We start from the raw sequence: 26,339 nt of genomic DNA, 5'->3' as shown, positions 1-26,339 counted from the left end.
TCGTTTACACTTTGTTGTAGCGGATTGTTCGCCAGACTTCCCACATCCAGTGGTGGGTGACGTGGTCAAGTTCTTCGGTCCGGTTCAAAATTCTGTAGATACGCTCCATGAGCTGCTCGTATTCCTCTTCCGTCAACTGTACCTGGGGCATCCCAATCTTCCTCTCATTGTCATTATTATCCATTTTATCCCATCTTTGTTGATCGTTATACGGACGGTGAGCGGTTCTTGATGTGGTCGACAACTGGAAATGCTTCGCTGTTTATGCGAGGATAGATAAGGAAGCAATTTTTCACCAAGTAAGGGCAAAAGAGGGGGGACCGGCGCCTTTTGCGCCATTTACCATGCTGAATACCACGCAGCTTCAACAAAAAATAGATCAAGCGATCGAAGTACTGGAGCGCCGGTTTTTTGAGAGGAGCGAGCTGATCCGGCTGCTGATCCTCGGAATCATGAGCGGCGAGAACGCCCTTCTCGTCGGTCCTCCGGGGACAGCGAAATCGCAGCTTGCCCGCTCCATTTCCAAACTATTCGGGTCTGAGCATTGGTTTGATTATCTGCTCACCCGTTTTACGACACCAGATGAGATTTTTGGCCCGGTTTCGCTCCAGCAGCTCAAACAAGACCAATACGTACGGAAGACAGCCGGGTATTTGCCGTCGGCTCAATTCGCCTTTCTCGATGAAATCTTTAAGGCCAATAGCGCGATATTGAACTCTTTGCTGTCCATTTTGCATGAACGGATTTACTTTAACGGAAGAGAAAAAGAAGAAGTGCCGCTGCTCTTTCTCGTGGCCGCTTCCAATGAACTGCCCGACGAAGAAGAGCAGCTAACGGCCTTGTACGACCGGTTTCTCATCCGTTACGAGGTGGGATATCTGCAGCATGCCTCCAGCTATGAAAAGATGTTCGATCCGCCTGCAAAAGAGATACCCGTGGTCTTCTCATTGTACGATGTAAAGGATGTCCAGTCCGCCTCGAAGAAGGTTGCCATCTCGGAGGGCCTGATTTACTTTTTGTACAGCTTGAAAAAGGATCTCGAGGAAAAGGAGTTTGTCATCTCTGACAGGAGATGGAACAAGATCGTTCATGTGTGGAAAACCTCTGCTGTCCTCAACGGCCGGGACTATGTGTCGATTTGGGATACCGTCTTTACCCCGCACATGCTATGGGAGGTTCCAGAGGATTTGCCCGTCTTGCGTGAGCTGTTTGAAAAAAGGTTTACGGAGCAGGTGAAGGCAGAGCTCGAAGCTGAGCTTCCTTTGCGGAGATACCATCAGATTGCCCAACGTTGGCTGGAAAAAGAATCGGAGCTGCACGCCTTCCAGTTTAAAAAAGAGATCGGTCATAAGATGGGAGCCCAGAGGACGGAGGAGTACCGCTCCATGCTGGAGGAATGCCGGCTGGAGCTTGAAGAGACGGGCAGGGACCTTCGGAATCGTTTGCTCGGCTGGCAGCGGCGGGAGAAGGATATGAATGCCTACATCTATGAGAAAAACAGGCTCATCCATCAAGTAGATAAGTATACGGTCAAATACGTCCACCTGCGCGTCGAGGGGGAACGGATTCTACAGATGATACAAGGGGTATATCGGACGGTGTTCGATCGCGAAATTGCGGGTACCGAATATGATTACACCCTCTGAGGAGGCTGCCGGCGATCATGATTATTCGTGCCAGCAGGGTCGACCGTTATGTCTTCGACGGACTCTGCTATTCATCACGGACGGCAATGGAATGGATGGAGGAAGCAAAAAAACGGGCACCGTGGTTGTCCCGGGAGCTTCTGGCTGATTTTTTTCTCTGCTTTTTCCTCTCTGAGCCCGAAATCGATCAGACACAGGAAGCCACGCCGTTCCATCGTTGGATGGTCCAGACGCTCCGCAAACAGTACTTTTACCAGACTATACACCCGCGTACGATCGGGCAGGAGAGCGCTTCGTTCAAAACAGCGATCAAGGCTCTTATGTGGCTGGCGGAGAGCTTCGCGGAAGAAGTGAAGAAGCGAGAACGCGAGCAGCAAATGACGCCACTGGTTGCCGGGCTGAAACAGAAGCAGCACGGGGAGGGAAATGAGCAGGCCAAGCTTTCCGAGTTTCTTACAGAAAAACAGATTTCGCGGCTGCAGCTGGTGGGATATACGTTGCAGCAAGGAAAGCGGCTGGTTGAAGAGAAACAGGAAGTGCTCGATTCCCGGCCATTGGTGGAGGCCGAGATCCAGTCGCTCAAGGGACGAATAGAAGAACTGCGCGAAGATATGCGGGTGCAATTTACGAAGCGGTCCAAGCTGCAACAGAAGGTAAAAAAGCTGGAAAAGGAGCTCACGAAACGGGAAAAGCAGCATGAGCGCCTTACGCGCCAGGAGCGGGAAGCTATCGAGCGGTTCGAACAGGAGCTGGGACAATGGCTGGATCGTTCGTTGAAAGAGACGCTCTCCGGTGAGGAAAATGACACTCTGTTTATTCGCGAGCTGCTTGAGGCCAGCCAGCGCTTTGCAAATCGCCGCTGGGGAAACGATCTGGGAAAGCTCCGCAGGCAAGCGCTGGACCAGTACCTGCAATGGGTGGACAAGCTGAAGCGGCATCCTGATCTGCTTTCTTTTTTGGAGGAGGTGGGGCGCAACGTCCACCATTTTCGGATCAAAAAGAAGGAGAAGCGGACACGCCGGATGCCGGAGGAATACGACAACCTGAGGCAGTCCGGGGATATCGGACATATGCTCCCCAGTGAAGCGGTTCTTTTGGCTGATCCCGACTATGAAACGTATTTTTTGCTGAAATGGCTGGAGCAAAAGCTGATGACATACGATACGACAGGCTGGTATGAGGAGCCGCCGAAGGGCCCCGTTATTTTCATGCTGGACACCTCTCATTCGATGAAGGGCGGAAAGCTGCGACTAGCCCAAGTGTTTGTGATGACATTCGCGGCCCTTTGTCTGTTGGAAAAGCGAGATTTTATGCTGCTGTTGTTTGGAGCCAAGGGTGAACTGCTGGAGCGGGCCTTGTACCATAAAAGACCGGATTGGCCAGGATTCTATGCTTTGGCCCAGACAGCCTTCGGCGGGGGCACTCACTTTGATGCCCCCATGAAGCGCGCGATTCGCATCCTGGAGGATAACAACCGGTTTCAATCCGCTGATCTCGTCATGGCGACAGATGGCATCGGCGGGCTGTCTGCTTACGTGAGGGACATGCTTGCGCAGTTGGCCCAAAAGAAGCAGGTGCGGCTGCATACGCTGATCGTCGGCTCTGCCCGGCAGCATTTGGTACAACAATACGACATACTCGGGGTTTCCCATCGGGTGAGGTTTGCTTCAACCTGGGAGAGCCGAGGGGAGGAGCAGACCGGGCTCTTATTGGATGTATTTTCAACGAGACAACCATCGCAATAGCCGCATTCTGAAACGGATAAGCGGCAAAAAGACCATCTTGGCACTGGCAGCCAAAGATGGTCTTTTTACAATCCTGCCACTTTTGGAGGCACGGCTTTCTTGTTCAGGCTTTCTTGTTCAGGCTCTCTTGCTCAGCCCTTTCTTGCTCACGCCTTCACCCAAGGGTTTTTCAGCCCGGATGAAAGCCGTTCAACCGTTTTTTGGAGCCTGCTCGCCCTCGTTTCCTCCCGTTTTAGATGCTGTGAACGAACAACAGGACACAGTCCTTTGAATTGCTCCTGGTGTTGTCTTTCTTGTTGCTGAGGGGGCTCGCTCTGCATGGCTGCACCATCCGGCAGCGGGAGCAGCAGGTTTGTATAGCCCTCGGGGGAATTAAGCACCAAAACTTGATGACCTTCCTTGATCCTGAGCTTTTTGGCTAGTTCTCCCATGGCTCCTCCATTAGTTGATCCGGCTAAGCAGGCTGCGGCCAAATTCCAGCTCGTCAAATTTTTCACGTACACGAGTGCTTTCGTATTCCCATTTTGCTTGCTCCGGCTCAAAGGTGATCGGGACATCACAGATGATCGTCGCCAATTTTTGACTGAGATACACCTGGTCACGGTTTTCTTCCAGCTTGGCTCTCATTTTTGGCGTACAAGCCTCCAGCCGGCTGTACAGGTTGTCCAGACTTTGATGCTCTGTGATCAGCTTATGGGCTGTTTTCTCGCCAATACCGGGACAGCCGGGTATACAGTCGGAGGCATCACCCATCAGGGCCTTTACGTCGACCACCTGCTCTGGGGTGATGCCGCGCAGGTGGAGCAGACTGGCGGGCGTGTAATGCTCATGCTTGCCGCCGTTTTTCAATATCTTCACGCTGACTTTTTCTGACACGAGCTGAAGGCTGTCGTAGTCACCCGTTGCGATCACAACCTCATTACCGTCTGCAGCCAGCATCGTGCTGAGTGTCCCGAGTACATCGTCCCCCTCATAACCGGGGCATCCTATATTCGGTACAGAAAAAGCATCGGTTACTTCCTTTACCAAATCAAACTGCGGGATCAATTCATCGGGAGGAGCATTGCGGTTCGATTTATAGCCATCGTACCACTGGCTACGGATAAGGGTTTCCCTGGCTGCGACATCCCAGCCGACAGCGACGTGTGTGGGCTGGATCAAGTCGATGTAGTCCAGCATCATTTTGGTAAATCCATGCACAGCGTTGGTGTAAACGCCTTGAGACGTTTGTCGGTATCCGCCTGTCCAAGCGGAAGCGTAAAATGCGCGAAACAGAAAGCTCATTCCGTCAATGAGCAAAATTTTTTGCGGATTGTTCACAACGGCGACTCCTCTCATCGTCGAGACTATTCGCCTCATTATAGCACAAAACAGGACGAGCACTTTTCTTTGCGCCTGTCAGATTTTACATCGAGGAAAGGCGAATGCGGCTGGACAGTTGGAGGGAAGATAGTATCACAAGAGGTCAACAAGACTCTTTTCTCAACGTCTCTCGGTCTCAGTTGGAGAGGAGCAGCACGCTGACGGTTCGAATCCGTCCCGGGAGAAAAAAGCGATAGGAGGAATCACACATGGCGAACAACAACTCTGGCAACACCAACAATTTGTTAGTTCCTCAAGCAAATGCGGCCCTGGACCAACTGAAGTATGAAATTGCTGCAGAATTCGGTGTAAACCTGGGCGCAGATACCACTTCCCGCCAAAACGGTTCCGTCGGAGGAGAAATCACGAAACGTCTGGTTAGCTTTGCTGAACAACAACTGGCAGGCCGCGGATAAATCCGTGCAGCTACAAGTAAATATGTGAATGCAGGAAGGCCCCTCATAGAGGGGTCTTTCTTCTTGTCTCTACACAGGAGCCCTTTCTCTGCGGAGTGTGCGAATACACAATCCACATTCGCGGACTAGTCATATGGTGTAATGTAACGGAGGCATCCTATTCTTTGTGGGATAGAGAGGGGGGACGGCGGGCCGTGAAAAAGAAGGACATGAAACGCCTGTTTAAAGCCAACCCGGATTTTGAAGCATGGCTTATGCAGGACCCATCACGTGTGGCTGCGATTCGCGCCAACCCGGCGGCTGCAAGCGATTTGTTCAAGCGATGGAACGACAGAAAAAAAGGAATCATCGATTTTGACAACATTACACAGAAGACAAAACGGGCCAGCGAAATGCTGACAAACGTTCAATCAATTATGGAAATGATGTCGGATTATAGCAAAAAACAGTCGGAACGGTAGAAGGCTGAAGAATTTTAGCCTTCTTTTTCTTTTTCATTTCACGCTTTGATTTGTTATACTGGAAAATGGGAGGGAATACGCGATGATCCAGCAGATTTCCAGTCTGATGCTGATAGCCGCTTTGGTCTTTTCTGCGGGGACAAGCAGCATGGGGAAAGAAATAAAAGAGAGCGCCCAGACTGTCTTCGATCAACCATACCTGGCGATCGCACCCGTTCAAACACATCCGGGTGACGCAGTACTGGTGAAAAGCAAACAGGCTACGTCAGTCACCCTTTTTCAGAAAACGTACCGGCTTCAGCCTTCAAACGGCGAGTATGTCCGGTTTATTCCGGTTCCTTTTGACGCAAAGCCCGGGACCTATCCTATACAAACTGCGGATAACAAGCATAAAGCTGAATTGACGATCCTACCCAAACAGTTCGCGGTAGACAAGCTGACTGTTTCCAAGCAACTAAACCAAATGAGACAAGACACGGCAAGAATTGATGCCGATCAGAAGAAAATCAACGCTGCCCGCTCCAAGTCTGCGGAGACAGCGTATTTTGCCGACAAATTTCAATGGCCTGCAGAAGGCCGCATTACAACCCCATACGGATATCAACGAGTGGTTAACGGAGTACCGGCCAATCGACATGCAGCCATAGATATCGCCAACAAGACGGGCACGCCGATCGCGGCGACCAACCACGGAAAAGTCGTGCTCGCGGAGTCATTGTATTTGACCGGTAACACGGTAATCATTGACCACGGCCTCCAGGTATTTTCCATCTATGCACACATGTCCAAGATTGATGTAAAGACGGGTGATCTGGTGAAAGCCGGGCAACAAATCGGCCGCATCGGTAGCACGGGTTTCTCGACCGGGCCTCATCTTCACTTTGGCATGTTGATTGGAAATACGTATGTCAATCCGCAACCATTTCTGGATGCATCACCTTTCCTCTGGGAGTGACATGGAGGTGTTTTTTGCATGAAAAGCACACAAGTACCAAATCGGGTATTAAATAACCTTGTTCATTTTTTGGCACCTTATGAACAAGCGGTTGATGAATTGAAATTAAAGCTAAAAGGAATTAAGTACGGCTTTATGAAGCGGGGACGGTATTCCCCGATCGAGTTTGTAGTAGGTCGCGTCAAAAAAGTGGACAGCCTGGTGAAAAAGGCTCAGGAAAAAGGGATTGATTTTACGCAGAGTGATTGGGAAGCGGATCTCGCACGCGAGATTACGGATATTGCTGGATTGCGCGTGGTCTGCCGTTATGTTGATGATGTACGCGAGGTTCAGCAGCTGCTGCAGGAGCGGGAAGATATTGTCATCCATGACGTGAAGGACTATATTGCATCACCGAAAGACTCCGGGTATCGGAGCATTCACATGATTGCATCCTATACGGTGTATCATGGCAGCGAAAAAATTACATTGCTTTGTGAAATCCAGATCAGAACTCTCGGAATGAATTTCTGGGCAACCAATGAACATGAGCTCAGATACAAATATGCAGGGAACATCCCTCAGAATGTGATGGAGCAGCTCCATGAAGCTTCATTGATCACTCACCAGCTGGATGTGCTGATGAACAATTTGCGGCAGGAGATTTTAACGCCGCAAGCGGTCGATCCGACCTTGGAAGAAAAACTGGAAGAGATCTTCTCATTGTATGTGAAGCAAGATTTAGAATCGGCTGCCGCCCTGTATCGCGAGTACGTCAGCGGATTTGAACAGGCTTTTCAGGACAATCCGAAGTTTAAGATGATCTATGATTTGCTCGGAAAACGTCTCGGATAACAGATAAGCGCTACTTTTGGATGACAACTAGATCGAATAGCTATGAAAGGAACAAAAATAGCATGCGTTATTTACTCATCTGCCTGCTGGCCGTGGCATGTGTTTTTTCCACCACCGCGGTACAGCAGGTCAAGGCCCAGGAGGGATCTGCCGTCTTGTCGCCGGAACAAATTAGCGGGGAATCTGCTATCTTGATCGATGCAAAGACCGGTCAGGTTTTGTTCGAAAAAAATTCCCACGCCAAGCTGTATCCGGCAAGCATCACCAAGATCGCAACCGGAATTTACGCAATCGAGAATGGAAATCCGGATGACATCGTGACTGTTTCGAAAAGAGCTCGCTGGGAGGAAGGCACGCGTGTCTACCTTGCAGAAGGAGAGCAAGTAACGCTAAAAAAGCTGGAGTACGGACTGTTGATGAACTCCGGTAATGACGCGGCAACAGCGATCGCCGAACATTTGAGCGGTACCGTAGAGCAATTTGCCGAACGATTGAATGCCTATCTTGTCGAAAAAGTGGGCATTGAGGAAACCCACTTTACAAATGCCCATGGCTTGCATGATCCGAATCACTATACGACAGCAGCCGATATGGCAAAAATTGCCCAATACGCCATGCAGAATCCGATTTTCCGAGAAATCGTCGCAACAGAGCGGTTGCCATGGGACGGTCTGGAATGGCAAACCGTTTTGGTCAACCATAACAAGCTGCTCCGAAATTATGAGGGAGCTACCGGAATCAAAAACGGGTTTACCGACCAGGCACGCAATACCCTTGTCGGCTCGGCCAAACGGGGAGACACAGAATTTATCGCGGTTACGATGAAAGCGGGCTCGAGCAACCTTTCCTACAAGGATGTTACTGCCATGCTGGACTATGGCTTCGCTCATTTTGAGACAAAGCAAATCGCCCATGCTGGACAGGCCTTTACACGCGCTAAGCAGAGTATACAGCAGACTTCGCAGGAAGAAGCGCCGACCTATACGGCCGATTCCGATTTATATGCGACTGTCCCCTTGGGAACAACCCCCGAGACCGAGGTAACTGCTGATGGCCAGCTAATTGTCAGGGCTGGGGAGCTCTCGCGTACCTATGCCTTGAAACGAAAAGAGGAGCCGCGTGTAGCAGCCGCTGCAAGCACAAGCAAAGAAGAACCGGAGAGCGTGCCAACCGGTCCTCGATACGGAATCCTGTTTACCTGGCTTGGACTTAATCTTTTTCTGGTTACCTATACGGTAGCCCGTGCGAGAAAGCGTCGACGTCAGCGTATGCGCCAAATCCCAAGAAATTGGTCTCGCATGCAATAAAATAATTGCAGGTGTCAAAGCCGTCCCTTCTATGACAGGGACGGCTTATTGGCATTGGTTAGAAAAAGAATACATACGTGATGATCACAAACAAATACTGATAGAAAACGAAGAGTGGAAGTCAAGGAGTCAGGGGATAACAGCCGTGTCCATACTCGCGTGACCAACGTATGGTAAAAAGAAACCATCTTACCGGAAAGGGGGAAACGCGATGGACGACGATTTATCTGTCGCACCAAAAGTGTCGGTTATTATTCCTGCTCGCAATGAAGGCAAACGCATCGTCCGCGTCATCGAGGAAGTAAAAAAGGTATCCCCCTCGATTGAAATTCTTGTTGTATCAAACGGCACAACAGATGGAACTACAAAGCTTGCGTTTCATTCGGGTGCTCGTGTAATCGAAGGATATCAATCATTAGGATATGATGTAGGACGTGCGGTAGGTGCTTACTTTGCCAGAGGGGAAGTCTTGCTGTTTATCGACGCTGACTTCGTCATCCCTGCTCAAAAGCTGCGCGTTTACATCAATGCCATTCAGGCTGGCTGGGATATCGCCTTAAATGCATACTCCGGCTTCTGCACCAAGCGAAACATGCATCCAACCTCGCTCGCCAAGCGTCTCTTGAACCATATTACGGGCAGGCCGGACCTCGTCGGCAGTTCTTTGACCACCGTTCCACATGCCATGAGCCGAAAAGCAGTGAATCGGATCGGCTGGGAGGAGCTAGCTGTCCCACCGAAAGCACAGGTAAAGGCAATTCTCGAGGGACTGTCTATTACTCGTGTTTGTCCGATTAATACGGCCAAGGTCAATAAACGACGGACCGGACGAACGGAAAATGTAAAGGAACTGGTACTTGGAGACCACGCTGAGGCGATCGCGTACTTTATAAAAGCAAGGGGAGTTCGAGCGGGATTTCATGACCTGGATCGAAACCGCCAGCTGTTGAATGTTCCCGGACATCTTCATTTGCGTTCGGTCATGCACAAAGAGACGGCGCGAATAGAAGGGGGAGAAGGGCGTGATCATCTACAAACCTAAGAGAAAAGGCCAGGTAACGAAAAGAAAAGCCATGGTCAAGACCGGGAAGAGACCAGCTAAAAAGAAAGCGGCCCGAAGAAAAAGGCTCCCTTTGCTGGACAGCCTGCAAACAAGGCAAAACATGCAACGACTCTCGGTCATCATACCGGTTCGGGACGAGGAGCGGACGATCGGCAAAGTGCTCAAGCAAGTGGTGCGTTTGAGACCAAAGGAAATTATTGTGATTGCAAATGGCAGTCGGGACAGAACGATACAGATTGCGACCACATACAATGTCACTTGCCTTTCCTATCCGTTTCCATTGGGACACGATGTTGGGCGAGCGATCGGGGCCAAGGAAGCAAGCGGAGACGTGCTGTTGTTTCTTGATGGAGATATCGTGATTCCAGCTGAACGTCTCCAAAGATTTGTCAAAGCTTGCTACCTCGGAGCGGATATATCGCTGAATAACGTAAACCGATTTTTTAATAATACGGCAAGAATTGACGCTGTGAGCATGGCCAAATCATATTTGAATCGCCTGCTGCTGCGCCCTGATCTCGGTTTTTCCTCGATGACGGCAGTGCCTCATGCGATGAAACGATCTGTGGCGGCCTGGCTTGGGTATGACAGCCTGATGGTTCCCCCTTTGGCCCAAGCAAAGGCGATTTTGCAGGGAATGCGGGTCGTACAATCAGCTAGTGTGGATGTCTTGCGGACGAATCGGAAGAGAATCATCAATCAGAAGACGAACAATCTGGTGAAGGATCTGATTTTGGGCGATCATATGGAAGCTCTTTCCTTTTTGCAGTCCATGAAATCAGAGAGAGTGTTTTTTTTCGATCAGCTAAGAAGGAGACACATCTTTGGACATATAGGAAGAACGGCAAAGCTTGCTTCGAATCACTTCGTTCTTCCAAACGATGTCTAGGAACATAGAAAACCGTTGCCATCCTTTAAGATGACAACGGTTTTTGTTCTGTTTACAGCTGGCTGCCAGTTGTTCGTTATCGTTGCCGTCAGACTTGGCTTACCCGTTTAATTGTTTGTGAGCCTGGCTCAGACTGCTTGTGAATGCTGGGTCAGGTATCTGATAGTCAGACGGCAGATCACTTACTACCATGGACCATAAGCCAGGGTCGAACAATTGCTCCCGGTTTTGATAGAAAATAGACTCGATTCGCTGTGTATCGACACTTTGGGAGTGAATTTCTTCCGATAGAGGTGCAGGTGCGTTTATAACATCCGCTTCGATGGCAGGAAGGATTGGCGCAGTTGGGATGGGGGTCACCTCCGGAACGGTTGGGGGTGCTGGAAAAGCAAGTGTTCGCCTTGTCCATGCGGTTCGACGCTTTCGTGTTTTGGTCATGATACGGTTCGACCTGCGGGGACCTCTCATGAGCCCTGCTTGTTTATTTCCTGCACGGCGAAGTGGACGTTGCCTTGTTTTGGCGGCTGAACCGGAAACAGACGGTTTTCGTTCCCGCATGGCTTTCTGGACGGTGGACAGTGCCAAACGATACGGGACATTCTTTGCTTGCTGCATGGATATCGGAATGCCTCTTTTTAGTAGAATCTGCCGGTATGCTGCATACACTTTATCATTTTTGCTGGGGGTGGACCTATGAACCGATCTTGCTATCGTTTGCGGGCGCCTTCCCCTGTTCATTTTTGTGGACGGACCTCTCACTGCAGCGCCGCGATAAACCAGGGGGGCTTTCCGTTTTCGGCTGACGGGTCGAGATGAGCTCCTAAGCTTTTTTATGGCCATATCTTACTTCCTCACCTTCTCTAGTGCTGACAAATAAATCCCCATCGTATTTTTCAAGAGAGTAGACAGAGACCAGCGGTGCAATCCCCATCGATGTCCTTGAACTGCCACTTGCTTTGCAAGAGTGGGATGCGAGAGGACATAGTTGAGCTTGGAAGCGAGGTCATCGCTATTGCTCGAGGCGAAGATAAAGCCGGTCTTTTTATGGGAGACCATTTCCGGGATACCGCCTGCATTCGAAGCTACGACGAGCTTTCCAGCTACCTGTGCCTCCATGATGGAAAATGGGTGGTTGTCCTGTACAGAGGGAAGAACCAATATGTCACTTTGCCTAAGAAGCTGAGGAACATCGTCACGATCCCCGAAGAAATGGACCACGTCGGTTATGCCCAGGGAGCTTGCAAGAGACACCATTTCACTGTACAGGGGTCCGTTGCCGATCAGCCAGCAGACGAAGTCATTTCTTTTTTGTTTCAGCCTATAAATGGCTTCCAATAGATATCTGTGTCCTTTGACAGGGACGAGTCTGGCGGGGCAGATCAAGACGGTTTTTCCACTCTCAACCATCGGAACATAGGAGGACGGGGGAGCGTTGTATTTTCTCAAAAATTGCTGGATGTCCATGCCGTAGGGAACGGTGTGCAGGAGTTTAGGAGGTACACCATAGTCCGGCTCGCTCAGCTTCCGCTTTAGCCAGGAAGTCGGAACCATGGTTTTGGTGGCGGAGGTCGCTCCATAGTACTCTTCCTTGCAGACATACTTCCACGGAAGCGATTGTTTGCTGGTCACGTCCCCTGAGAGCATATGTTCGGTAGCCAAAAGACCGTGAATCGTGGCAACCAGTGGAACATTCGGTGGTTTTACCCTCGATAGCGCTCGCGTCGAAATAATGTCCTGCGTATGGATCAGATCGTACTGCTTCAAGTTGAATGAAATGGCTGCCAATTCAAAAGAGTACCGTTCAATCTCCCGCCAGCGGATCCAATCATCTACGTACGGCTGAGACGTTTCGAAGTACTTCAGTACATTGTCGTACACGACCTGCTTGATTTTTGCTTTCGTCAAGTACCGCCCTGAGTGGACAATGTAGTATTTCTGCATATCCGGGTGGTGGGCGAGTACATCGACCTGGTGACCTGCCGCCATCAGTTCTTTTCGGAGCACATTGACGTAGGTATTGACTCCTCCGACGTGCGGCAGATACCAGTACGTTGCGATGAGGATACGCACCTATGAATCTCTCCTTTTCTGTATCATCGCATACCGGCTCACTATGATATATGTCAAGCCACGGCTAAGCGGAAGAGGATGTTCAACTATTTTTTCGTGATATTCCACTACTCTTTCAAAAGATAGTATATCCGACCATATCGAAAGTATAGTCGTTCACATAACCTAAGATAGCCGTATACGAAGGGAGGAAACCTGGTTGACCGTGGACAAAGAAAATACGACACCTGTCGTAGCCATTATCGGGTTGGGGTATGTCGGGTTACCTCTTGCCATGCTGTTTGCTTCCAAACGGGTGTCTGTCATCGGAATAGACGTAGACACAGAAAAAATAGAAATGCTCCATTCAGGAAAAAGCTATTTGACCGACATACATGATCGTGAGGTTGCCGCATTGTTTGACACAGGTTGTTTTTCAGCGACCGATGATTTCTCGAAAATCCGTTCCGCCGAGGCTATCATCCTGTGTGTGCCTACACCGCTGCGCGATCATTCGTATCCAGATCTCAGCTATGTTCAGGCCGCAGCCAACTCACTAGTTCCGCATTTGCATGATGGACACTTGGTCGTGCTAGAAAGCTCCACATTTCCCGGAACGACAGAAGAAGTACTGCTGCCGATATTTTCTCGGAGCGGGTTGCAGGTAGGGAAAGACTTCTATCTCGGTTATTCGCCGGAGCGGATTGATCCTGGAAACAAACAGTATTCATTAGAAGATATACCAAAGGTAATCAGCGGGATATCGCCAAACTGCCTGCAAAAGGTGAAAGAGGTGTACGGTCTCGCTTTTCGTCATCTCATATCTGTCACCACACCGAAAGCAGCAGAAATGACGAAGCTTCTGGAGAACTGCCAACGGTTCGTAAATATCTCCTTCATGAATGAGTTCGCAATGATCTGCGCTGAAATGGGGATAGACGTGTGGGAGGTGATAGAGGCAGCAAAAACGAAGCCCTACGGTTTTACTGCTTACTATCCCGGTCCTGGCATCGGCGGACACTGCATCCCGGTCGATCCGCTCTATCTGCAGTGGAAAGCAAAGCAGTACGACATGGAAACACGTTTTATCCACCTCTCAAAAGTGATCAATGACCAGATGCCAGACTACATCATCAGCAGGATCATCAAGGCCATGGGAAACAAAAAACCCGTGACGCAGCAGCGAATTCTGCTTCTTGGCTTGACCTACAAAAAGGACGTCAACGATACACGTGAATCGCCTGCACTGGCCATCTATGAAAAATTGGACAGTATGGAGCTGAGTGTCTGCTACCATGATCCGCTGGTGCCCCAAGTGAAGGTCAACGGAAGAGAAGCGAAGAGTGTGGAGCTCTCCCCGGAAAGTCTGTCAGCCTTTGATTGTGTCGTACTGCTGACCGATCATACAGGGCTGCCTTACGAGATGATCGGGAAACACGCTAGACTGCTCTTTGATACCCGAAGAGTCTTTACCGAACAGCAAGATAATCTCATTTTACTCTAGGGAGGAGATTCAGCGTGAAAATTCTGGTGACGGGGGGAGCCGGCTTCATTGGCTCCCATTTAGTAGAGCGCTTATTACGCGAGCAGCACGAAGTGTGGGCGCTGGATGATCTGTCGACCGGCAAGCGAGCCTTTGTGACTCCCTTACAAGCACATCCGCACATGCACTTTGTACAGGGCAGTGTTCTGGACCGGGACCTGTTGCAAGAGTTGATGAAAAAAGTGGATGCCGTTTATCATCTGGCAGCGGTATTAGGTGTAAAAAATACTGTCGAGAATCCTTTGAAGGTGATCGAGGGAAATATTGATGGAACCAAGCTCGTTTTGGAGGCAGCGTTCCCGGATCGAAAAAAAGTGATCTTCGCCTCCACGTCCGAGGTGTATGGCAAGAATGCGGCGGTTCCCTTCCGCGAAGATGATGATCGGATACTCGGTTCCACAGCTACGCATCGCTGGTGCTATTCAACAGCCAAGGCTTTGGATGAGCATCTTTGTTTGGCTTACGCGTCACTGGGCTTGCCCGTCACGATTCTGCGGTATTTCAACACGTACGGGCCGAGGGCGACGTCTTCTGCATACGGCGGTGTGATTCCGCGATTCGTTACTGCCGCTATCAAGGGGGAACCGCTCTACGTCTATGGGACAGGGGAACAGACCCGCTGCTTTACCTTTATCCAGGATACTGTCGAAGGAACCTTCCAGGCATTGCAGCCACATGCCAATGGACGCGTTATCAATATTGGCAATGATCAACCGATGACGATTATGGAAACGGCCAAATTGGTTGTTCAGCTCGCCAACTCGACTTCGCCGATCATCACCCTCTCCTATGAAGAAGCGTACGGTCCCGGATATGAAGACATGCAAAGACGACAGCCGGATCTGCAGCGTGCCAAAGAGGTATTGAACTACAGTCCGCAGGTTTCTTTGACGGAGGGACTGAAGCTTACCATCGACTGGTACCGGGAGCATCTGCAAGTAACAGGAAGTGACTCCTGATGCGGGTATTAGTGACGGGCGGAGCGGGATTTATTGGCTCGCATATCGTCGAATTGCTAGTAGAGCGCGGGCATGACGTGACGGTAGTGGATAACCTCTCTACAGGGGACCGCTCCCGTCTTTCCCGTGATGTACTGTTGGTCGAGAAGGATATCCGCGAACATGACCTCGTCGATCTTTTCCGGTCTGTTCGTCCGGAAGCAGTGATTCATCAGGCTGCACAGGTAGACGTCGCGAAGTCTATGTCAGAACCGCTCTCAGACGGTACTGTCAACGTCATGGGGACACTGAATGTCGTGGATGCGGCCGTCAAGTGCGGTGCGGATAAGATCGTATTTGCTTCTTCCTGCGCTGTCTACGGGGAGACACAGGAGGAAAAGATAAAGGAGACACATCCGATTCAGCCAATCTCCCTTTATGGCGCATCCAAATGGCTTGGCGAGTGGTATCTTCACTGGTACTCCCGGTTTCACGCGATCGACGTAAGCGTACTCCGCTATTCCAACGTCTACGGTCCTCGCCAAGGCGTAAAGGGGGAGGGAGGCGTCGTTTCGATCTTTACACAGCAGCTGCTGGCAGGCAAAACACCGGTTATATTTGGAGATGGAAAGCAAACTCGTGATTTTGTCTACGTCAAAGATGTGGCAATGGCCAATGTACAGGCGTTGTCGTTTGGCTCCGGGACTATTTGCAACATCAGTACAGGCGTAACGACAACGGTTCAGAGGCTTTGCGAGCTACTGCAGATCGCCACGGGCAAACGAGGCAAGATCGACTATCAGGCAGAGAGGTCTGGCGACATCCGCCACAGCTGCCTGGACAACGAAAAGGCAAGAGAAGCTCTGAACTGGAAGCCTGTAACGACGCTTCGGCAGGGACTCGAGGAAACGGTCGCGTTCTTTGCCAATGAAAAGGAAATAGGAAAATAAAGCGGTACACGCCAGTCAATTTTCCATGCTGCCACGATGGAGGTTCATGGAAAATCGGCAAAGGAGTAACGGCAAGACTGTCTTTGCCGGATTGGATTGGAAAAAGCAAAAACAGAGCTTGGCTTTGTCATTTCATGGGATGAAACTGAGGTCCGCAGCTCTGTTTTTCATTTCTCTTTTCCTTCCGTTTATAGTACGATAACCTAGAAGGAAAATATGTACATAGAAAAGGGGCAGATTACATGAGCGTCCACATTGGAGCGAAACCAAACGACATTGCAGAAACCATTTTGTTGCCGGGCGATCCCCTGCGAGCCAAATACATAGCTGAAAACTTCCTGGAAGATGCGGTCTGCTATAATACTGTACGCAACATGCTCGGTTTTACCGGTACGTACAAAGGACAACGCGTATCTGTGCAGGGGACAGGCATGGGTGTGCCGTCCATCTCCATTTACATTCATGAACTGATGGAGTCGTATGGCGTACAAAACTTGATCCGCGTCGGCACTTGCGGTGCCATTCAAGAAGACATCAAAGTACGTGATGTTATCATCGCCATGTCTTCTTCCACAGATTCCCAAGTGAATCGTCTGCGATTCAACCAGGTCGACTTTGCTCCGACTGCCGACTTCGATCTGCTGCACAAAGCTTATCAGGCGGCGGTAGGGCGCGATCTGTCGGTAAAAGTGGGAAGTGTATTCACGAGCGATACTTTCTATCAGGAAAGCCTTGATTTGTACAAAAAACTGGCGAGTTATCAGGTCCTGGCAGTAGAGATGGAGACTACAGCTCTCTATACGCTTGCTGCTCAATTCAAGCGCAAAGCGCTCTCGATCCTGACCGTGAGCGACCATATCCTGACTGGAGAGGCTACCTCCGCGGATGAGCGCCAAACAACGTTCAATACCATGATCGAAGTCGCTCTGGAAGCCGCTACCCAGAAATAAGCTGACGATCGGTTGATGACCTGTACATTTTCGGATCATCGGAGTGCAGCTCATCATCGTTTGTCACGCCCGCAGCATGCATTCGCTGCGGGCGTTTCGTTTTTTGCGGAACGACGATCAATTTAGCTCAATCGGTTCTATCGCGGGTTTGCCTGATCTGTTTCCACTTTGAAATGACCAACACCGTTATAACAATCAGAGCCAAAAGGGAAAAGACGTATAGTCCATAGCGATGGATGTACGCCTTGACCAGATACCACTTTTCTCCCAGTCCAAAGCCCAACAAGAGAAATGTAATGCTCCAGATAAAGGCTCCGCAGTAGGCAAATGGGGCAAATCTGCGGAATTCCATGCCCGACATTCCCGCCATATAGGCTGTCAGATGCCTGACACCAGGAATGAAGTATCCGACAAGCAGCAAATAAGGGCCGAATGTTTGAAACAACCCGTTTGTGCGTTCGATCCTTTTATCCGTGATATGTAATTTGGGCCCTACTTTCCTTAAAAAAGGGAGTCCCAGCTTGTTGCCGATAAAGTAACTGACCGTGATGCCGGTTGAAGCGCCAGCACATGCACTTAGCAGAGAAAGCAGGAAGTGCAGGCTTCCTTGAAAGACGTTGTAGCCGATATAGGTTAACAGGATTTCATCGGGGATAGGCAATCCGACGATACCAAGAGCCAATGCAAGAAAGATTCCGGCATAGCCAAAGTGTATGATGAACCAGTTCAAGTGATGTTCCATTGCAAACCCTCGAATCAAAAGAATAGGTGGTTGCGGAAATGAGGCTGTAGAGCGGAGCGCATAGGGCCAATTGTTATTATTAGCAATTTGTTGCAAGTTTAGACCGTTGGGTTTTAGGAGGCAGGGAAGGGGAACAGGGAGAAACAGAGTGCCAGCGGTCGGGCACTCTTTGAGCGGTTATTTTTTTGTATTTTGCTGGAGATACTTCGCCAGGTTGTTTAAGGTATCTTCATATGTCCGTTGCGCCGGAGCAGCCGTTGGTTGGGGTTGATTGGTCAACAGTTTCATCTGATGTGCCTCCGAATAATTCAATTTAGTTATCTTTGAGTTTAGTATAAGTGAAATTACAGAAAATGTAAATATGGTTTTTTGAATTTTTTGATTTTGTTGTTGCCTATAGGAAATGCTGACTTCCAAGATGTCTATTTTAATAATACGATGAGATCTTTCGTCTGAATGCAATCGGTACTCGGGAGATGATCAGGAATATCATCCGGAATATGGCTGCGGTTGTGTTTTAGTGAGAGCTTTTTACGGACTGATTGGTGGCCTTAAAGCATGGAACCAAGTATGAAACTGAAAGCCATCGGTTAAATCCGGGTCTCATGTAGATTCGATTTGATAAAGGAACTTCATGGCCGCTACGGACATTGCACGTGTTTTTCTCATTTAGTTTTGACCGTGTGCTGTTTGAGTAGTTTTTATAACGATCACTCTTTATAACGAACAAATGATACATTTTGATGTTATGACTATCCGGTAGGGCCGTATATTCGCATAAATATTTTGAGTCCGATAATATATATTATGTAAACTGATAAAAACGAAGCTGAATATACCTATTGGACCTTGGTTCAGATGTCTGTTGAAGGAAATATTACTCCATTGGTATGTTAAAGCTTTTGTACCTAACTGCATATCACCAGAATGACAAAATGGTCCGTATCGATAATGTAAAATAAGGAGTAGCAAGAAGTAGCAATACCACGGTCCAGAAAGTAATTACACGTTTAACTTTGGGAGTCAGTCCTGGGCTTTGGGAGGAGACTGTTTTTTATGCGTAGGACGACCAATTATCAACGATTATGCCAGGTAGATGATTCTCTTAAGTAGATAATCATATTAAGTACCATCAGTTAGATCAAGGGAATGGCAGCAAGGAAAAATCTAATCGATCTGCGGGACAATAAAGTGTCTACCCAAAAAACTCAAAATTGTTGACAGACCCCGTTCGTTCGGAATTATTTCCTTGAATCACGCCGCTGTCTATACTCTTCTCGTGCCCTTACCCAAATTGAAACTAATTCGGCAAAGTACTTTGTTTCGATGGTTGACTCAAATTCCTCACCCGTATCTATTCCGGCTTTTAATTGTTCTTCTACATATGAGATGTATATCCGAGTATAATCTTTGCGAATTTCTGAACTGAACAAATTTCCAGTACCATCCGATACTTCTTCTTCGCCAGAACTGACTCTTGCAATTCTATCAAAAATCATTCTCTTATTTAATTCAGTGATGACCTCACTTTCTAGGTATTCTTCTACCAATGATAATCCTTCGGGTAGAGCAATTCTTAATTTACCAGTTCTTTCATCATAATAAATTTCATAGGGTATCATTGAAAAACCTCCTGCCCTTATGGTTTGTAAAACCGGTAGCTGTCTGTCGTAATTCTGCCCTCTCTATCGAGCCGCAATTCAATCTTAATTCCACTAGATCAAAGGGGCTGCATCGAATCCTTAAAGTTCGTCCCCCGATAGAGAGGAAGTTTATCATTTTTGTTTTGATTCGCTTTCAGTTCATGAAATTGATATTTCATGAACTGAATATAAATTATTAAAAACCCCTATATTTTATGGTTGAATTTTCATAAGAACAGTACTTTCAGACTATTAAGTATATTATCTGTATTAATTCATATACTCGGTTACTCGGTGTTTGCTATTCGATCTACATTCTGATTTCCCACTCTACATAGTTCCGGGTCGACGCTCTTCTTGCTCTTATAAAATCACTTCTTTGAGTTGCGATTTTTTCTATGCTCGTTTAGGGCGTCCATCCAAATCGTAAGCAGTTCGGCAAAATGTTTAGTCTCTATGAACGATTCCAACTCCTCACCAGTGTCAATACCCGCTTCCAGTTGCGCCTCAACGTATGAATTATAGATTCGGGTATCATCTTTTCTTATTTCGGAGCTGTATAAATTTCCAGTACCATCTGATACTTCCTCTTTCCCAGATACCACTCGTTGTATCCTGTCTAAGATTACGTCCTTCGCGAGGTCGGGATAGAATCTCGATCTCTAAAAATTCTTCTACCAACAATAAGTGATCAGGCAAGCGGATTCGCAGCTTATCCGCTTTATCATCAAAAACAATTTCGTAAGGGATCATAGGGATCCTCCTAGATTATGGTCCAAATATAAAGCTGTTTGATTGAATCAAGCGGCTTCGCTAAATTACGTTAATCGGAATTCCCCTCAAGGTCAATGATTTAAGAGTGTAGTACATCAATTTTTGCAGAAATATTGCTTCTTAGTATTGGCAATGTTTTGGTTAGAAAGTCGTCCTTTTTTTCAGTGAAACCAATACAATGATCGTACTCCTCTGTCTCATCAACAGTTACATAATATTCTTCTTGAAAGAGAACGTTGGAATATTGTTCAAAACGATTCCCCTTTTTCAGTGTTACACATCGAAAGAGAAAATCGATTCCAATGGCTTTTTTTATGTCTTGTTTCTCATTGGCGTAAAACCATATTAATTTTGGGGGAGTGTTATTTGGACCATCCCAATGGGGAATAGATTCTTCCCAAGGCAATGCCCAATTGGAATTGGTAAATATTTGCCTTTTAAGAATAAAATCCTTATCAGACTCATGAATGAAATCAATATTTCTTTCATAGAAGGAAAACAATAATTGTTCGTCTTCGCGAAGAAAGCATTTTAAAATATCAGCAATTCCATCGATCGATTCGTTATGCGCTAGTAGTCCATAGCCTGGTTTAAATTGTACCTCCATTTCTTTCATCCCCTAATCAACATCGAAATAATAGGATCTCCTGCCGTTGTACCTGTTTGAGGGTCACTATACTGGAATTGCTGGCTCTTTTTGTATTTTCAATCCAATAAAATGCTCTCTAATTCTTCAATTCTTCCCGGTTGAAAACCTTGTTCTCCTTAACTGAAACACCCACTTTTCATCAAAACGGAGCTTGTCCATCCGATGCCGAAACCAGATCAGAATGCACTGCTGTTCCCCTCGGGAATCCGCTCGTCTTTGCTCGCTTAGTCATCCTCTGTTATTCGATACATTCTTCTTCTTTCCTTTTGACATATAAGAAAGCCGGTTGCACCCTTAGCTGAACTGTGACCCATAAGATGGACACTTTAAAAAAGTGACCCTCTTGTGGGTCATTTTGTGTTTTAATCAACCTAATTCGAAAAGAGCGGGGGAAAATTTATGGGCAAAAAAAGGAGCAGTTCAAAGATTTTTTCGGAGCATGAAATAAAGCAACTGGAGTCGAATCCAAATGTCTTGCATGTAACGGATAAAAGTATTACGTATGCTCCAGCATTCAAACTAGCTGCCGTTAAAGCATACATTAGCGGGCGAACACCTATGGAGATCTTTCGTAACGCAGGTTTTAACGTAGATGTCATTGGTCATGACAAACCCCATCAGTGCTTAAAACGTTGGCGCAACACGTATTCAGCTCTTGGAGAGAACGGGCTTTTAGAGGAACAACGAGGGAAAGGCAGTACTGGCAGACCAACAGGAGAAAGGCTGTCTATGGAGGAAAAGCTAAAACGTGCCGAAGCTCGTATCAAGCTGCTCGAGGCGGAGAACGACTTTCTAAAAAAGCTCGATGCGCTCGAAACGCAGAAGATGCAGAGGAAACATTGACGCCTTCCGAGCGCTACCAATTGATTAACCAAACCATCCGTCAACACAACTTGCAGCGAATGACACGTTATCTGTGTAAGCTTGCTTGCGTGAGCGCGAGCGGTTATTATCGCTGGTGTACTGCCGAAGAGGTTCGCCAGCTCCGTGAGGATGCTGATCAACACGACTTCCGACTTATCAAAGAGCACTTTGATGCTCTGCGTGGCAAGGCAGGAGCTCTTGTGATTAAAATGCGGATTGAACGTGTAGATGGCATAATCATGAACCATAAAAAGATTCGTCGATTAATGCGTAAATATAATCTTACAGCTACAATTAGACGTGCTAATCCTTATCGCAAAATGGCGAAAGCAACACAACAGCATCAGACATGCCCTAATCTGTTGAATCGCCGGTTTGACCAAGGGGAGCCAGAGAAAGTACTGCTCACGGATATTACTTATATGCACTACGGTAATGGTCAATGTGCCTACCTCTCGGTAGTCAAAGATGGGACGACAAAACAGATCCTAGCTCACTATCTTTCTTCTTCCTTAGAACTTTCATTGGTAGAGCGTACACTAGAGAATCTGCTTGAACGACTTGATGGAAATATCCATCCAGATGCCATTCTCCACTCTGATCAAGGCATGCATTATACACATCCTAAATTCCGTCTCCTTGTTAGGAAAGCAGGTTTTAAGCAGTCGATGTCCCGTAAGGGAAACTGCTGGGATAATGCTTCGATGGAATCGTTTTTCGGTCATATGAAGGATGATCTGGATTACAAGGAGTGCCAGACGATACAAGAGTTACGGGACCAAATCGACGATTATATCACATATTACAACTCGGGTCGCTACCAATGGTCATTAAAAAAGATGACTCCTGATGAATTCAGAAGCCATCTTTTGACTGCCTAGCTAATGGACTTTTTAAACTGTCTACATTTAAGGTCACAGTTCAAGCCTGGTGACAACCGACTTTTTTATGTCATAAACGCTTTCCCTTTGTCATTTCGAGTTTTTCTGGCCCTACCCTATCTCGGTCTTGTTGCTTTTTCGAGACATTGCAAGATAATAGGCATACTCAATCGGCCGTCGGTGGACGATCGCGGTTAAACGGTCGTGATCAAAGTCCTCGTAAGTGTTTTGATGATCGGACACTCGTTTTTGGATGGTGTCGTACCAGAATAAGTTTTATGTTCCACCAGCTCCAATATGGCTTTAAACTTGTTCAATCGTTCAATGTTCTCATCAATTTCACGGATCTTTGCGGTTGCAAAATGGTACATTTCTTCGATAGGAAAATAGTCTTCTGTCTTGTAAATGGACAAGTGCTTCTTGGCTTGCTTTATGCCCAAATAAACTCTATCATAGATAAGTGAAGTCCATTATAAGAGGTGTCTTATGAAATTTTCACAAGCAACCGACTACGCTCTCCATGCGATGTTATATCTCATGGCTGAAACGCCAGACAAACCTGTGAGTGTTCAGATTCTAGCCGAGAAACTGGGTGTTTCCCAGACCTATCTTTCAAAAATGCTGACCAAACTGGTTAAAGCAGGGCTTATCACCTCCGTATCAGGCGCGAATGGCGGATACCGACTCAAACGCAACCGAGACGAGATTTCCTTTCTGGATGTTATCCATGCGATCGAAGGAACATCTTCTCTATTTGAATGCAGCTTTAATCATGGCAGCGAGTGCCTGATTCAGCAGGTGGTAATTGACGCCGAGCGGCAAATGGAGCAGGCCCTGAAAAACAAAAAAATTTCTGACCTGGTTAAACAGTTGAAAGGCTAGCAAAGATGCATATTACTTGTCCATGACAGAGCGTAAAGCGATTTGGTTCTTACACAGCCGATAATCGCTCCCACTACACACGCGGAAGATGCTGTCCTGCACAAAAAGGCAGCCAAAAATGGCCGCCTTGTCTATCGTTCGGTTTAGGATCGCTTTCGATTGTGTACCTTTTCAATCATCGTTTATTTCATCTGCGTGTACCATAAAGCCGCCTTCTCGACCTCGGATTGGGTCAAGCGGTGGCCAAAGCTTTCCCAATGAATCTCGACAACGGCACCAGCGCGTTCCAAGCTTTCGGCCAATTCCTTCGTCTCTTCCGGTTTGCAAATCGGGTCGTTTGTACCTGCTCCGATAAAGACCGGAGTACCCGACAAATCGGGCAACTCGATTCCGCGCCGAGGAACCATGGGATGAAATAAAATGGCGCCCTTTAATGCAGCTGCGTAGTGATAAAGAAGACTGCCCGCGATGTTTGCCCCGTTGGAATACCCCACGGCAATCACATGGTCGCGGTCGAAACCGTAGTTGCGCGCAGCTTCATCGAGAAAATCGTACAGCTCCTTCGTCCGGAAAACAAGGTCCTGTTCATCGAAAATCCCTTCAGCGATTCTTCGAAAAAATCGCGGCATCCCATTCTCCATTACATTTCCCCGCACCCCCAAAATCGAGGCGGTATCGTCAATCATTCCGGCTACCGGCAATAAGTCCGTCTCATCGCCTCCTGTGCCGTGCAACAAAAGCAGCGTCGGCTTGCTTGCATCTTTTCCCTCTTGAAAAATATGCTTCATGCTTGTTCCTCCTTCACTTCCCGCACGGCAATCGGCATGAGAAGATCTTCGATGATGCCCCGTTTTGGCTCGAGCCATTCAGGCAGCATGAGCTGTGCTCCCATGATGTCGGCCGGCTCGTCGCGATCAAAGCCAGGCGGGTCCGTCGCGATTTCGAACAGCAAGCCCCCTGTTTCACGGAAATAGATCGCGTTGAAATATTGGCGATCCACAATTTTGGTAGGGGAAAAACCGTGCTTCGCTACATGTTTTTGCCATTCTTGATGCTCCTCGAAATCCTTGGCCCGCCAGGCAATGTGGTGAACGGTACCTACCCCCATCTGGCCTTGGGGAATGTCTGTCAGTTTGATATCGATGACATTGCCAAGATCGCCTTTGGCCCGAAATCTTACGTAATCCCCTTCCTCGCCGACTTTTTCCAGGCCCATGACCCGCTCAAGCAAATCCGCGGTTTGCTGAGGAGCTGCACTGTACAGGATCGCGCCCCCAAACCCCTTGATCGCTTCTTGCTTCCGGATGCCATTGAATTCCCACTGGCTTTCGGGGCCTTCTTTGCGAGCGACAATCTCCAGCAAAAGACCATGAGGATCCGTAAACTGAAGGTAATCCTCACCGAATCGCTGTTCTCTTTTGACAGCAATATGAAAGGCAGAGAGCCGTTTTTCCCAGAAATCCAAGGCGTTCTCGGGAACAACGAAGGTCGTCACGCCGACTTGACCGGTGCCGATCTGTCCCGGGTAGGCTTCCGGCCAGGGAAAGAACGTCATAATGGTTCCCGGATGACCTCCCTTGTTTCCAAAATACAAATGATAGGTTCCGGGATCATCAAAATTTACCGTCTTTTTGACTAAGCGCAAGCCCAGAATACCTGCGTAAAAATCCACGTTTTCTTGCGGGTTTCCCACGATTGCAGTGATATGGTGAATACCTGCTGTTGTTTGATTGCCCATTGGTAAAACTCCTTTCAGATGAATTCATCACCAGTATTTCTCACACCATTCATCCATATATCTCGATTTTGAGATAATTGTTTAAAAAATGATTGGGCTTATAAAGATCGGCCCATGTTTGGAAAAGAACCAGGTTTTCTTTCCTAAGCGAGAAATATCTTGATTTTATATATTTTTAATTTGAGATTATTTTAAACCGAATTAGGCTGCTTGTCAAATCTTACATCCACTTTTACCTGTGTGAAAATCTTTGTTCTGTCAGCAGGTTGTGGGCCTAAAAAGTGCTTATGGCCCAGTCAATTGCTTTCAAACGAAGATTCAACCGGTTCCAGAGCCAAAACCGATTTGCAAGTAAGCAAAAGTGGCTATCGTGGATGGTCTCAATTGCAAGAGCAACCCCTGATAGCCATTTTTCCATGCGGCAGTTTTCAAGTCTGATTAGCGATGTGGAATTCTTCAAGCAAGAGTTCTTCTGTTTGCGGGATCGAGAGGCCGAGGTGCCAGCACCCTCCCCCTGTTAATTTGTATTCTTTAATCAAACGGTATTTTGCCAGGAGACTGCGGGGATCCTCGAACCATACCTCGTGGAGCGCACCCTGCTCATCTACATAACGGAACCATGGCGAAGAAGCTGCTTCGTCGTAATGAATCTGGCTTTCTTTGGTCATATAGATTTCGATGGCTCGCTGTACGGAATAAGCCGTCCCTTTTTTCGTGTCTCCCGATATCGTCCAGTCATATGCATAATTGGGCACACCAAGCATCAATTTGGAACGCGGGACGACGGATACGGCATAATCCAAAGTTGCCCGTACCCTGTTTATTGGCGCAATCGGGCCGGACGGGCCTCCGGGCCAATGCCAATCATAGGTCATCAGGAAGATTTTATCGACGTATTTGCCAAGTGTTTTATAATCGTATGCCGCTGCATAGGAAGGATTTTTGTCTCCCTCCAAAGGCGGGACGGCGATGAGAACTTCCATATTCGAAGGGTGAAGTTTATTGGCCAATTCCTTTATAAATTTATTCAGGTAGCGACGATCTTTTGGATACACTCG

24 protein-coding genes and 2 pseudogenes are annotated in these 26,339 nt (G+C 47.9%); 16 read left to right on the top strand and 10 right to left on the bottom strand.

All coding sequences use genetic code 11. The annotated features are described in order from the left end of the window. Positions 1-4: 4 nt before the first annotated feature. A complete protein-coding gene (locus NST37_RS13200) occupies positions 5-151 on the bottom strand; it encodes a hypothetical protein (RefSeq protein ID WP_170208400.1) in 147 nt (48 codons plus the stop codon). 193 nt (positions 152-344) lie between these two features. Between NST37_RS13200 and NST37_RS13195 the strand changes: the two genes are divergently transcribed. Both NST37_RS13195 and NST37_RS13190 read left to right on the top strand, forming a co-directional pair. Beyond that, a complete protein-coding gene (locus tag NST37_RS13195) occupies positions 345-1,646 on the top strand; it encodes an AAA family ATPase (RefSeq protein ID WP_024984658.1) in 1,302 nt (433 codons plus the stop codon). Between the two features lie 17 nt (positions 1,647-1,663). Continuing rightward, positions 1,664-3,391, top strand: coding sequence for a hypothetical protein (locus NST37_RS13190; RefSeq protein ID WP_339185495.1), 1,728 nt, complete (start codon positions 1,664-1,666; stop codon positions 3,389-3,391). A gap of 146 nt (positions 3,392-3,537) precedes the next feature. Here the strand turns inward: NST37_RS13190 and NST37_RS13185 are convergent, their stop codons facing one another. Continuing rightward, a complete protein-coding gene (locus NST37_RS13185; RefSeq protein WP_003390415.1) occupies positions 3,538-3,822 on the bottom strand; it encodes a YdeI/OmpD-associated family protein in 285 nt (94 codons plus the stop codon). 10 nt (positions 3,823-3,832) lie between these two features. After that, positions 3,833-4,711: a 5'-3' exonuclease H3TH domain-containing protein gene (locus NST37_RS13180; RefSeq protein WP_003390414.1), complete on the bottom strand. Its 879-nt coding sequence runs from the start codon at positions 4,709-4,711 to the stop codon at positions 3,833-3,835. 251 nt (positions 4,712-4,962) lie between these two features. Here NST37_RS13180 and NST37_RS13175 point away from each other — a divergent pair, with 251 nt between their 5' ends. The 7 genes from NST37_RS13175 to NST37_RS13145 all read left to right on the top strand — a co-directional run bounded on the left by NST37_RS13175 (position 4,963) and on the right by NST37_RS13145 (position 10,678). Continuing rightward, on the top strand, positions 4,963-5,169 hold the full coding sequence (locus NST37_RS13175) for an alpha/beta-type small acid-soluble spore protein (RefSeq protein WP_003390413.1): 207 nt from the start codon (positions 4,963-4,965) through the stop codon (positions 5,167-5,169). Positions 5,170-5,363: 194 nt separating this feature from the next. Further along, positions 5,364-5,630, top strand: coding sequence for a hypothetical protein (locus NST37_RS13170; RefSeq protein WP_003390412.1), 267 nt, complete (start codon positions 5,364-5,366; stop codon positions 5,628-5,630). An 82-nt stretch (positions 5,631-5,712) separates the two neighbouring features. Then, a complete protein-coding gene (locus tag NST37_RS13165) occupies positions 5,713-6,585 on the top strand; it encodes a M23 family metallopeptidase (RefSeq protein ID WP_003390410.1) in 873 nt (290 codons plus the stop codon). Positions 6,586-6,603: 18 nt separating this feature from the next. Beyond that, positions 6,604-7,419 (top strand): GTP pyrophosphokinase family protein, encoded by an 816-nt coding sequence (locus NST37_RS13160; RefSeq protein WP_003390409.1) that lies wholly within the window; start codon positions 6,604-6,606, stop codon positions 7,417-7,419. Positions 7,420-7,481: 62 nt separating this feature from the next. Beyond that, positions 7,482-8,726 (top strand): D-alanyl-D-alanine carboxypeptidase family protein, encoded by a 1,245-nt coding sequence (locus tag NST37_RS13155; protein WP_024984662.1) that lies wholly within the window; start codon positions 7,482-7,484, stop codon positions 8,724-8,726. 211 nt (positions 8,727-8,937) lie between these two features. Further along, positions 8,938-9,768, top strand: coding sequence for a glycosyltransferase (locus NST37_RS13150; RefSeq protein ID WP_003390407.1), 831 nt, complete (start codon positions 8,938-8,940; stop codon positions 9,766-9,768). Further along, positions 9,749-10,678 (top strand): glycosyltransferase, encoded by a 930-nt coding sequence (locus NST37_RS13145; RefSeq protein ID WP_003390406.1) that lies wholly within the window; start codon positions 9,749-9,751, stop codon positions 10,676-10,678. Before NST37_RS13150 ends, NST37_RS13145 begins: the two co-directional genes overlap by 20 nt. 843 nt (positions 10,679-11,521) lie before the next feature. On the opposite strand, the gene NST37_RS13140 is transcribed toward NST37_RS13145, so the two are convergent. Further along, on the bottom strand, positions 11,522-12,748 hold the full coding sequence (locus tag NST37_RS13140) for a glycosyltransferase family 4 protein (protein ID WP_003390404.1): 1,227 nt from the start codon (positions 12,746-12,748) through the stop codon (positions 11,522-11,524). 205 nt (positions 12,749-12,953) lie between these two features. On the opposite strand from NST37_RS13140, the gene NST37_RS13135 reads away from it, so the two are divergent. From NST37_RS13135 to deoD, 4 genes are all read left to right on the top strand, one after another. Continuing rightward, complete coding sequence (locus NST37_RS13135) at positions 12,954-14,231, top strand: nucleotide sugar dehydrogenase (RefSeq protein ID WP_031933092.1); 1,278 nt, start codon at positions 12,954-12,956, stop codon at positions 14,229-14,231. Between the two features lie 14 nt (positions 14,232-14,245). Beyond that, entirely contained in the window at positions 14,246-15,229 is a 984-nt protein-coding gene (locus NST37_RS13130) for an NAD-dependent epimerase/dehydratase family protein (RefSeq protein WP_003390402.1), read from the top strand. Beyond that, positions 15,229-16,158 (top strand): NAD-dependent epimerase/dehydratase family protein, encoded by a 930-nt coding sequence (locus tag NST37_RS13125; RefSeq protein ID WP_339185493.1) that lies wholly within the window; start codon positions 15,229-15,231, stop codon positions 16,156-16,158. Before NST37_RS13130 ends, NST37_RS13125 begins: the two co-directional genes overlap by 1 nt. 242 nt (positions 16,159-16,400) lie before the next feature. Continuing rightward, on the top strand, positions 16,401-17,108 hold the full coding sequence (gene deoD, locus NST37_RS13120; protein ID WP_003390400.1) for a purine-nucleoside phosphorylase: 708 nt from the start codon (positions 16,401-16,403) through the stop codon (positions 17,106-17,108). A gap of 127 nt (positions 17,109-17,235) precedes the next feature. Here the strand turns inward: deoD and NST37_RS13115 are convergent, their stop codons facing one another. The 3 genes from NST37_RS13115 to NST37_RS13105 all read right to left on the bottom strand — a co-directional run bounded on the left by NST37_RS13115 (position 17,236) and on the right by NST37_RS13105 (position 20,874). Next, entirely contained in the window at positions 17,236-17,850 is a 615-nt protein-coding gene (locus NST37_RS13115) for a DedA family protein (RefSeq protein WP_031933095.1), read from the bottom strand. A gap of 1,241 nt (positions 17,851-19,091) precedes the next feature. Continuing rightward, positions 19,092-19,472, bottom strand: coding sequence for a hypothetical protein (locus NST37_RS13110; protein WP_122958836.1), 381 nt, complete (start codon positions 19,470-19,472; stop codon positions 19,092-19,094). Positions 19,473-20,346: 874 nt separating this feature from the next. Next, positions 20,347-20,874, bottom strand: a complete 528-nt coding sequence (locus NST37_RS13105; protein ID WP_327927425.1) for a hypothetical protein — start codon at positions 20,872-20,874, stop codon at positions 20,347-20,349. 441 nt (positions 20,875-21,315) lie between these two features. On the opposite strand from NST37_RS13105, the pseudogene NST37_RS13100 reads away from it, so the two are divergent. From NST37_RS13100 to NST37_RS13090, 3 genes and pseudogenes are all read left to right on the top strand, one after another. Continuing rightward, positions 21,316-21,675: pseudogene (locus NST37_RS13100) on the top strand (helix-turn-helix domain-containing protein); the annotation flags it as partial. Beyond that, positions 21,624-22,661 (top strand): annotated as a pseudogene (locus NST37_RS13095) (IS3 family transposase); the annotation flags it as partial. The pseudogenes NST37_RS13100 and NST37_RS13095, both read left to right, overlap by 52 nt. Positions 22,662-23,147: 486 nt before the next feature. Beyond that, positions 23,148-23,543, top strand: coding sequence for an Rrf2 family transcriptional regulator (locus NST37_RS13090; protein ID WP_003390388.1), 396 nt, complete (start codon positions 23,148-23,150; stop codon positions 23,541-23,543). A gap of 182 nt (positions 23,544-23,725) precedes the next feature. On the opposite strand, the gene NST37_RS13085 is transcribed toward NST37_RS13090, so the two are convergent. The 3 genes from NST37_RS13085 to NST37_RS13075 form a co-directional block, all read right to left on the bottom strand. After that, positions 23,726-24,331 carry an alpha/beta hydrolase gene (locus NST37_RS13085; RefSeq protein ID WP_024984667.1) on the bottom strand — a complete coding sequence of 202 codons (606 nt, stop codon included), beginning with the start codon at positions 24,329-24,331 and terminating at the stop codon, positions 23,726-23,728. After that, a complete protein-coding gene (locus NST37_RS13080; protein WP_003390386.1) occupies positions 24,328-25,281 on the bottom strand; it encodes a ring-cleaving dioxygenase in 954 nt (317 codons plus the stop codon). Before NST37_RS13080 ends, NST37_RS13085 begins: the two co-directional genes overlap by 4 nt. Before the next feature lie 428 nt (positions 25,282-25,709). After that, on the bottom strand, positions 25,710-26,336 hold the full coding sequence (locus NST37_RS13075; RefSeq protein ID WP_339185491.1) for a glycosyl hydrolase family 18 protein: 627 nt from the start codon (positions 26,334-26,336) through the stop codon (positions 25,710-25,712). Positions 26,337-26,339: the final 3 nt, after the last annotated feature.

The sequence above is a fragment of the Brevibacillus sp. FSL K6-6036 genome, assembly GCF_037964015.1.
GTDB lineage: Bacteria > Bacillota > Bacilli > Brevibacillales > Brevibacillaceae > Brevibacillus > Brevibacillus borstelensis.
Note: the sequence above shows the minus strand (reverse complement) of the source record. Positions and strands in the feature narration are given on the sequence as shown.

Excerpts from the sequence above, each read along its gene's own strand:
- NST37_RS13125 (WP_339185493.1), top strand. The coding sequence starts at position 15,229 with ATGCGGGTATTAGTGACGGGCGGAGCGGGATTTATTGGCTCGCATATC.
- NST37_RS13160 (WP_003390409.1), top strand. The coding sequence starts at position 6,604 with ATGAAAAGCACACAAGTACCAAATCGGGTATTAAATAACCTTGTTCAT.
- deoD (WP_003390400.1), top strand. The coding sequence starts at position 16,401 with ATGAGCGTCCACATTGGAGCGAAACCAAACGACATTGCAGAAACCATT.
- NST37_RS13165 (WP_003390410.1), top strand. The coding sequence starts at position 5,713 with ATGATCCAGCAGATTTCCAGTCTGATGCTGATAGCCGCTTTGGTCTTT.
- NST37_RS13085 (WP_024984667.1), bottom strand. The coding sequence starts at position 24,331 with ATGAAGCATATTTTTCAAGAGGGAAAAGATGCAAGCAAGCCGACGCTG.
- NST37_RS13110 (WP_122958836.1), bottom strand. The coding sequence starts at position 19,472 with ATGATACCCTATGAAATTTATTATGATGAAAGAACTGGTAAATTAAGA.
- NST37_RS13080 (WP_003390386.1), bottom strand. The coding sequence starts at position 25,281 with ATGGGCAATCAAACAACAGCAGGTATTCACCATATCACTGCAATCGTG.
- NST37_RS13105 (WP_327927425.1), bottom strand. The coding sequence starts at position 20,874 with ATGGAGGTACAATTTAAACCAGGCTATGGACTACTAGCGCATAACGAA.
- NST37_RS13175 (WP_003390413.1), top strand. The coding sequence starts at position 4,963 with ATGGCGAACAACAACTCTGGCAACACCAACAATTTGTTAGTTCCTCAA.
- NST37_RS13200 (WP_170208400.1), bottom strand. The coding sequence starts at position 151 with ATGCCCCAGGTACAGTTGACGGAAGAGGAATACGAGCAGCTCATGGAG.
- NST37_RS13155 (WP_024984662.1), top strand. The coding sequence starts at position 7,482 with ATGCGTTATTTACTCATCTGCCTGCTGGCCGTGGCATGTGTTTTTTCC.
- NST37_RS13115 (WP_031933095.1), bottom strand. The coding sequence starts at position 17,850 with ATGGAACATCACTTGAACTGGTTCATCATACACTTTGGCTATGCCGGA.
- NST37_RS13185 (WP_003390415.1), bottom strand. The coding sequence starts at position 3,822 with ATGGGAGAACTAGCCAAAAAGCTCAGGATCAAGGAAGGTCATCAAGTT.
- NST37_RS13190 (WP_339185495.1), top strand. The coding sequence starts at position 1,664 with ATGATTATTCGTGCCAGCAGGGTCGACCGTTATGTCTTCGACGGACTC.
- NST37_RS13090 (WP_003390388.1), top strand. The coding sequence starts at position 23,148 with ATGAAATTTTCACAAGCAACCGACTACGCTCTCCATGCGATGTTATAT.
- NST37_RS13195 (WP_024984658.1), top strand. The coding sequence starts at position 345 with ATGCTGAATACCACGCAGCTTCAACAAAAAATAGATCAAGCGATCGAA.
- NST37_RS13150 (WP_003390407.1), top strand. The coding sequence starts at position 8,938 with ATGGACGACGATTTATCTGTCGCACCAAAAGTGTCGGTTATTATTCCT.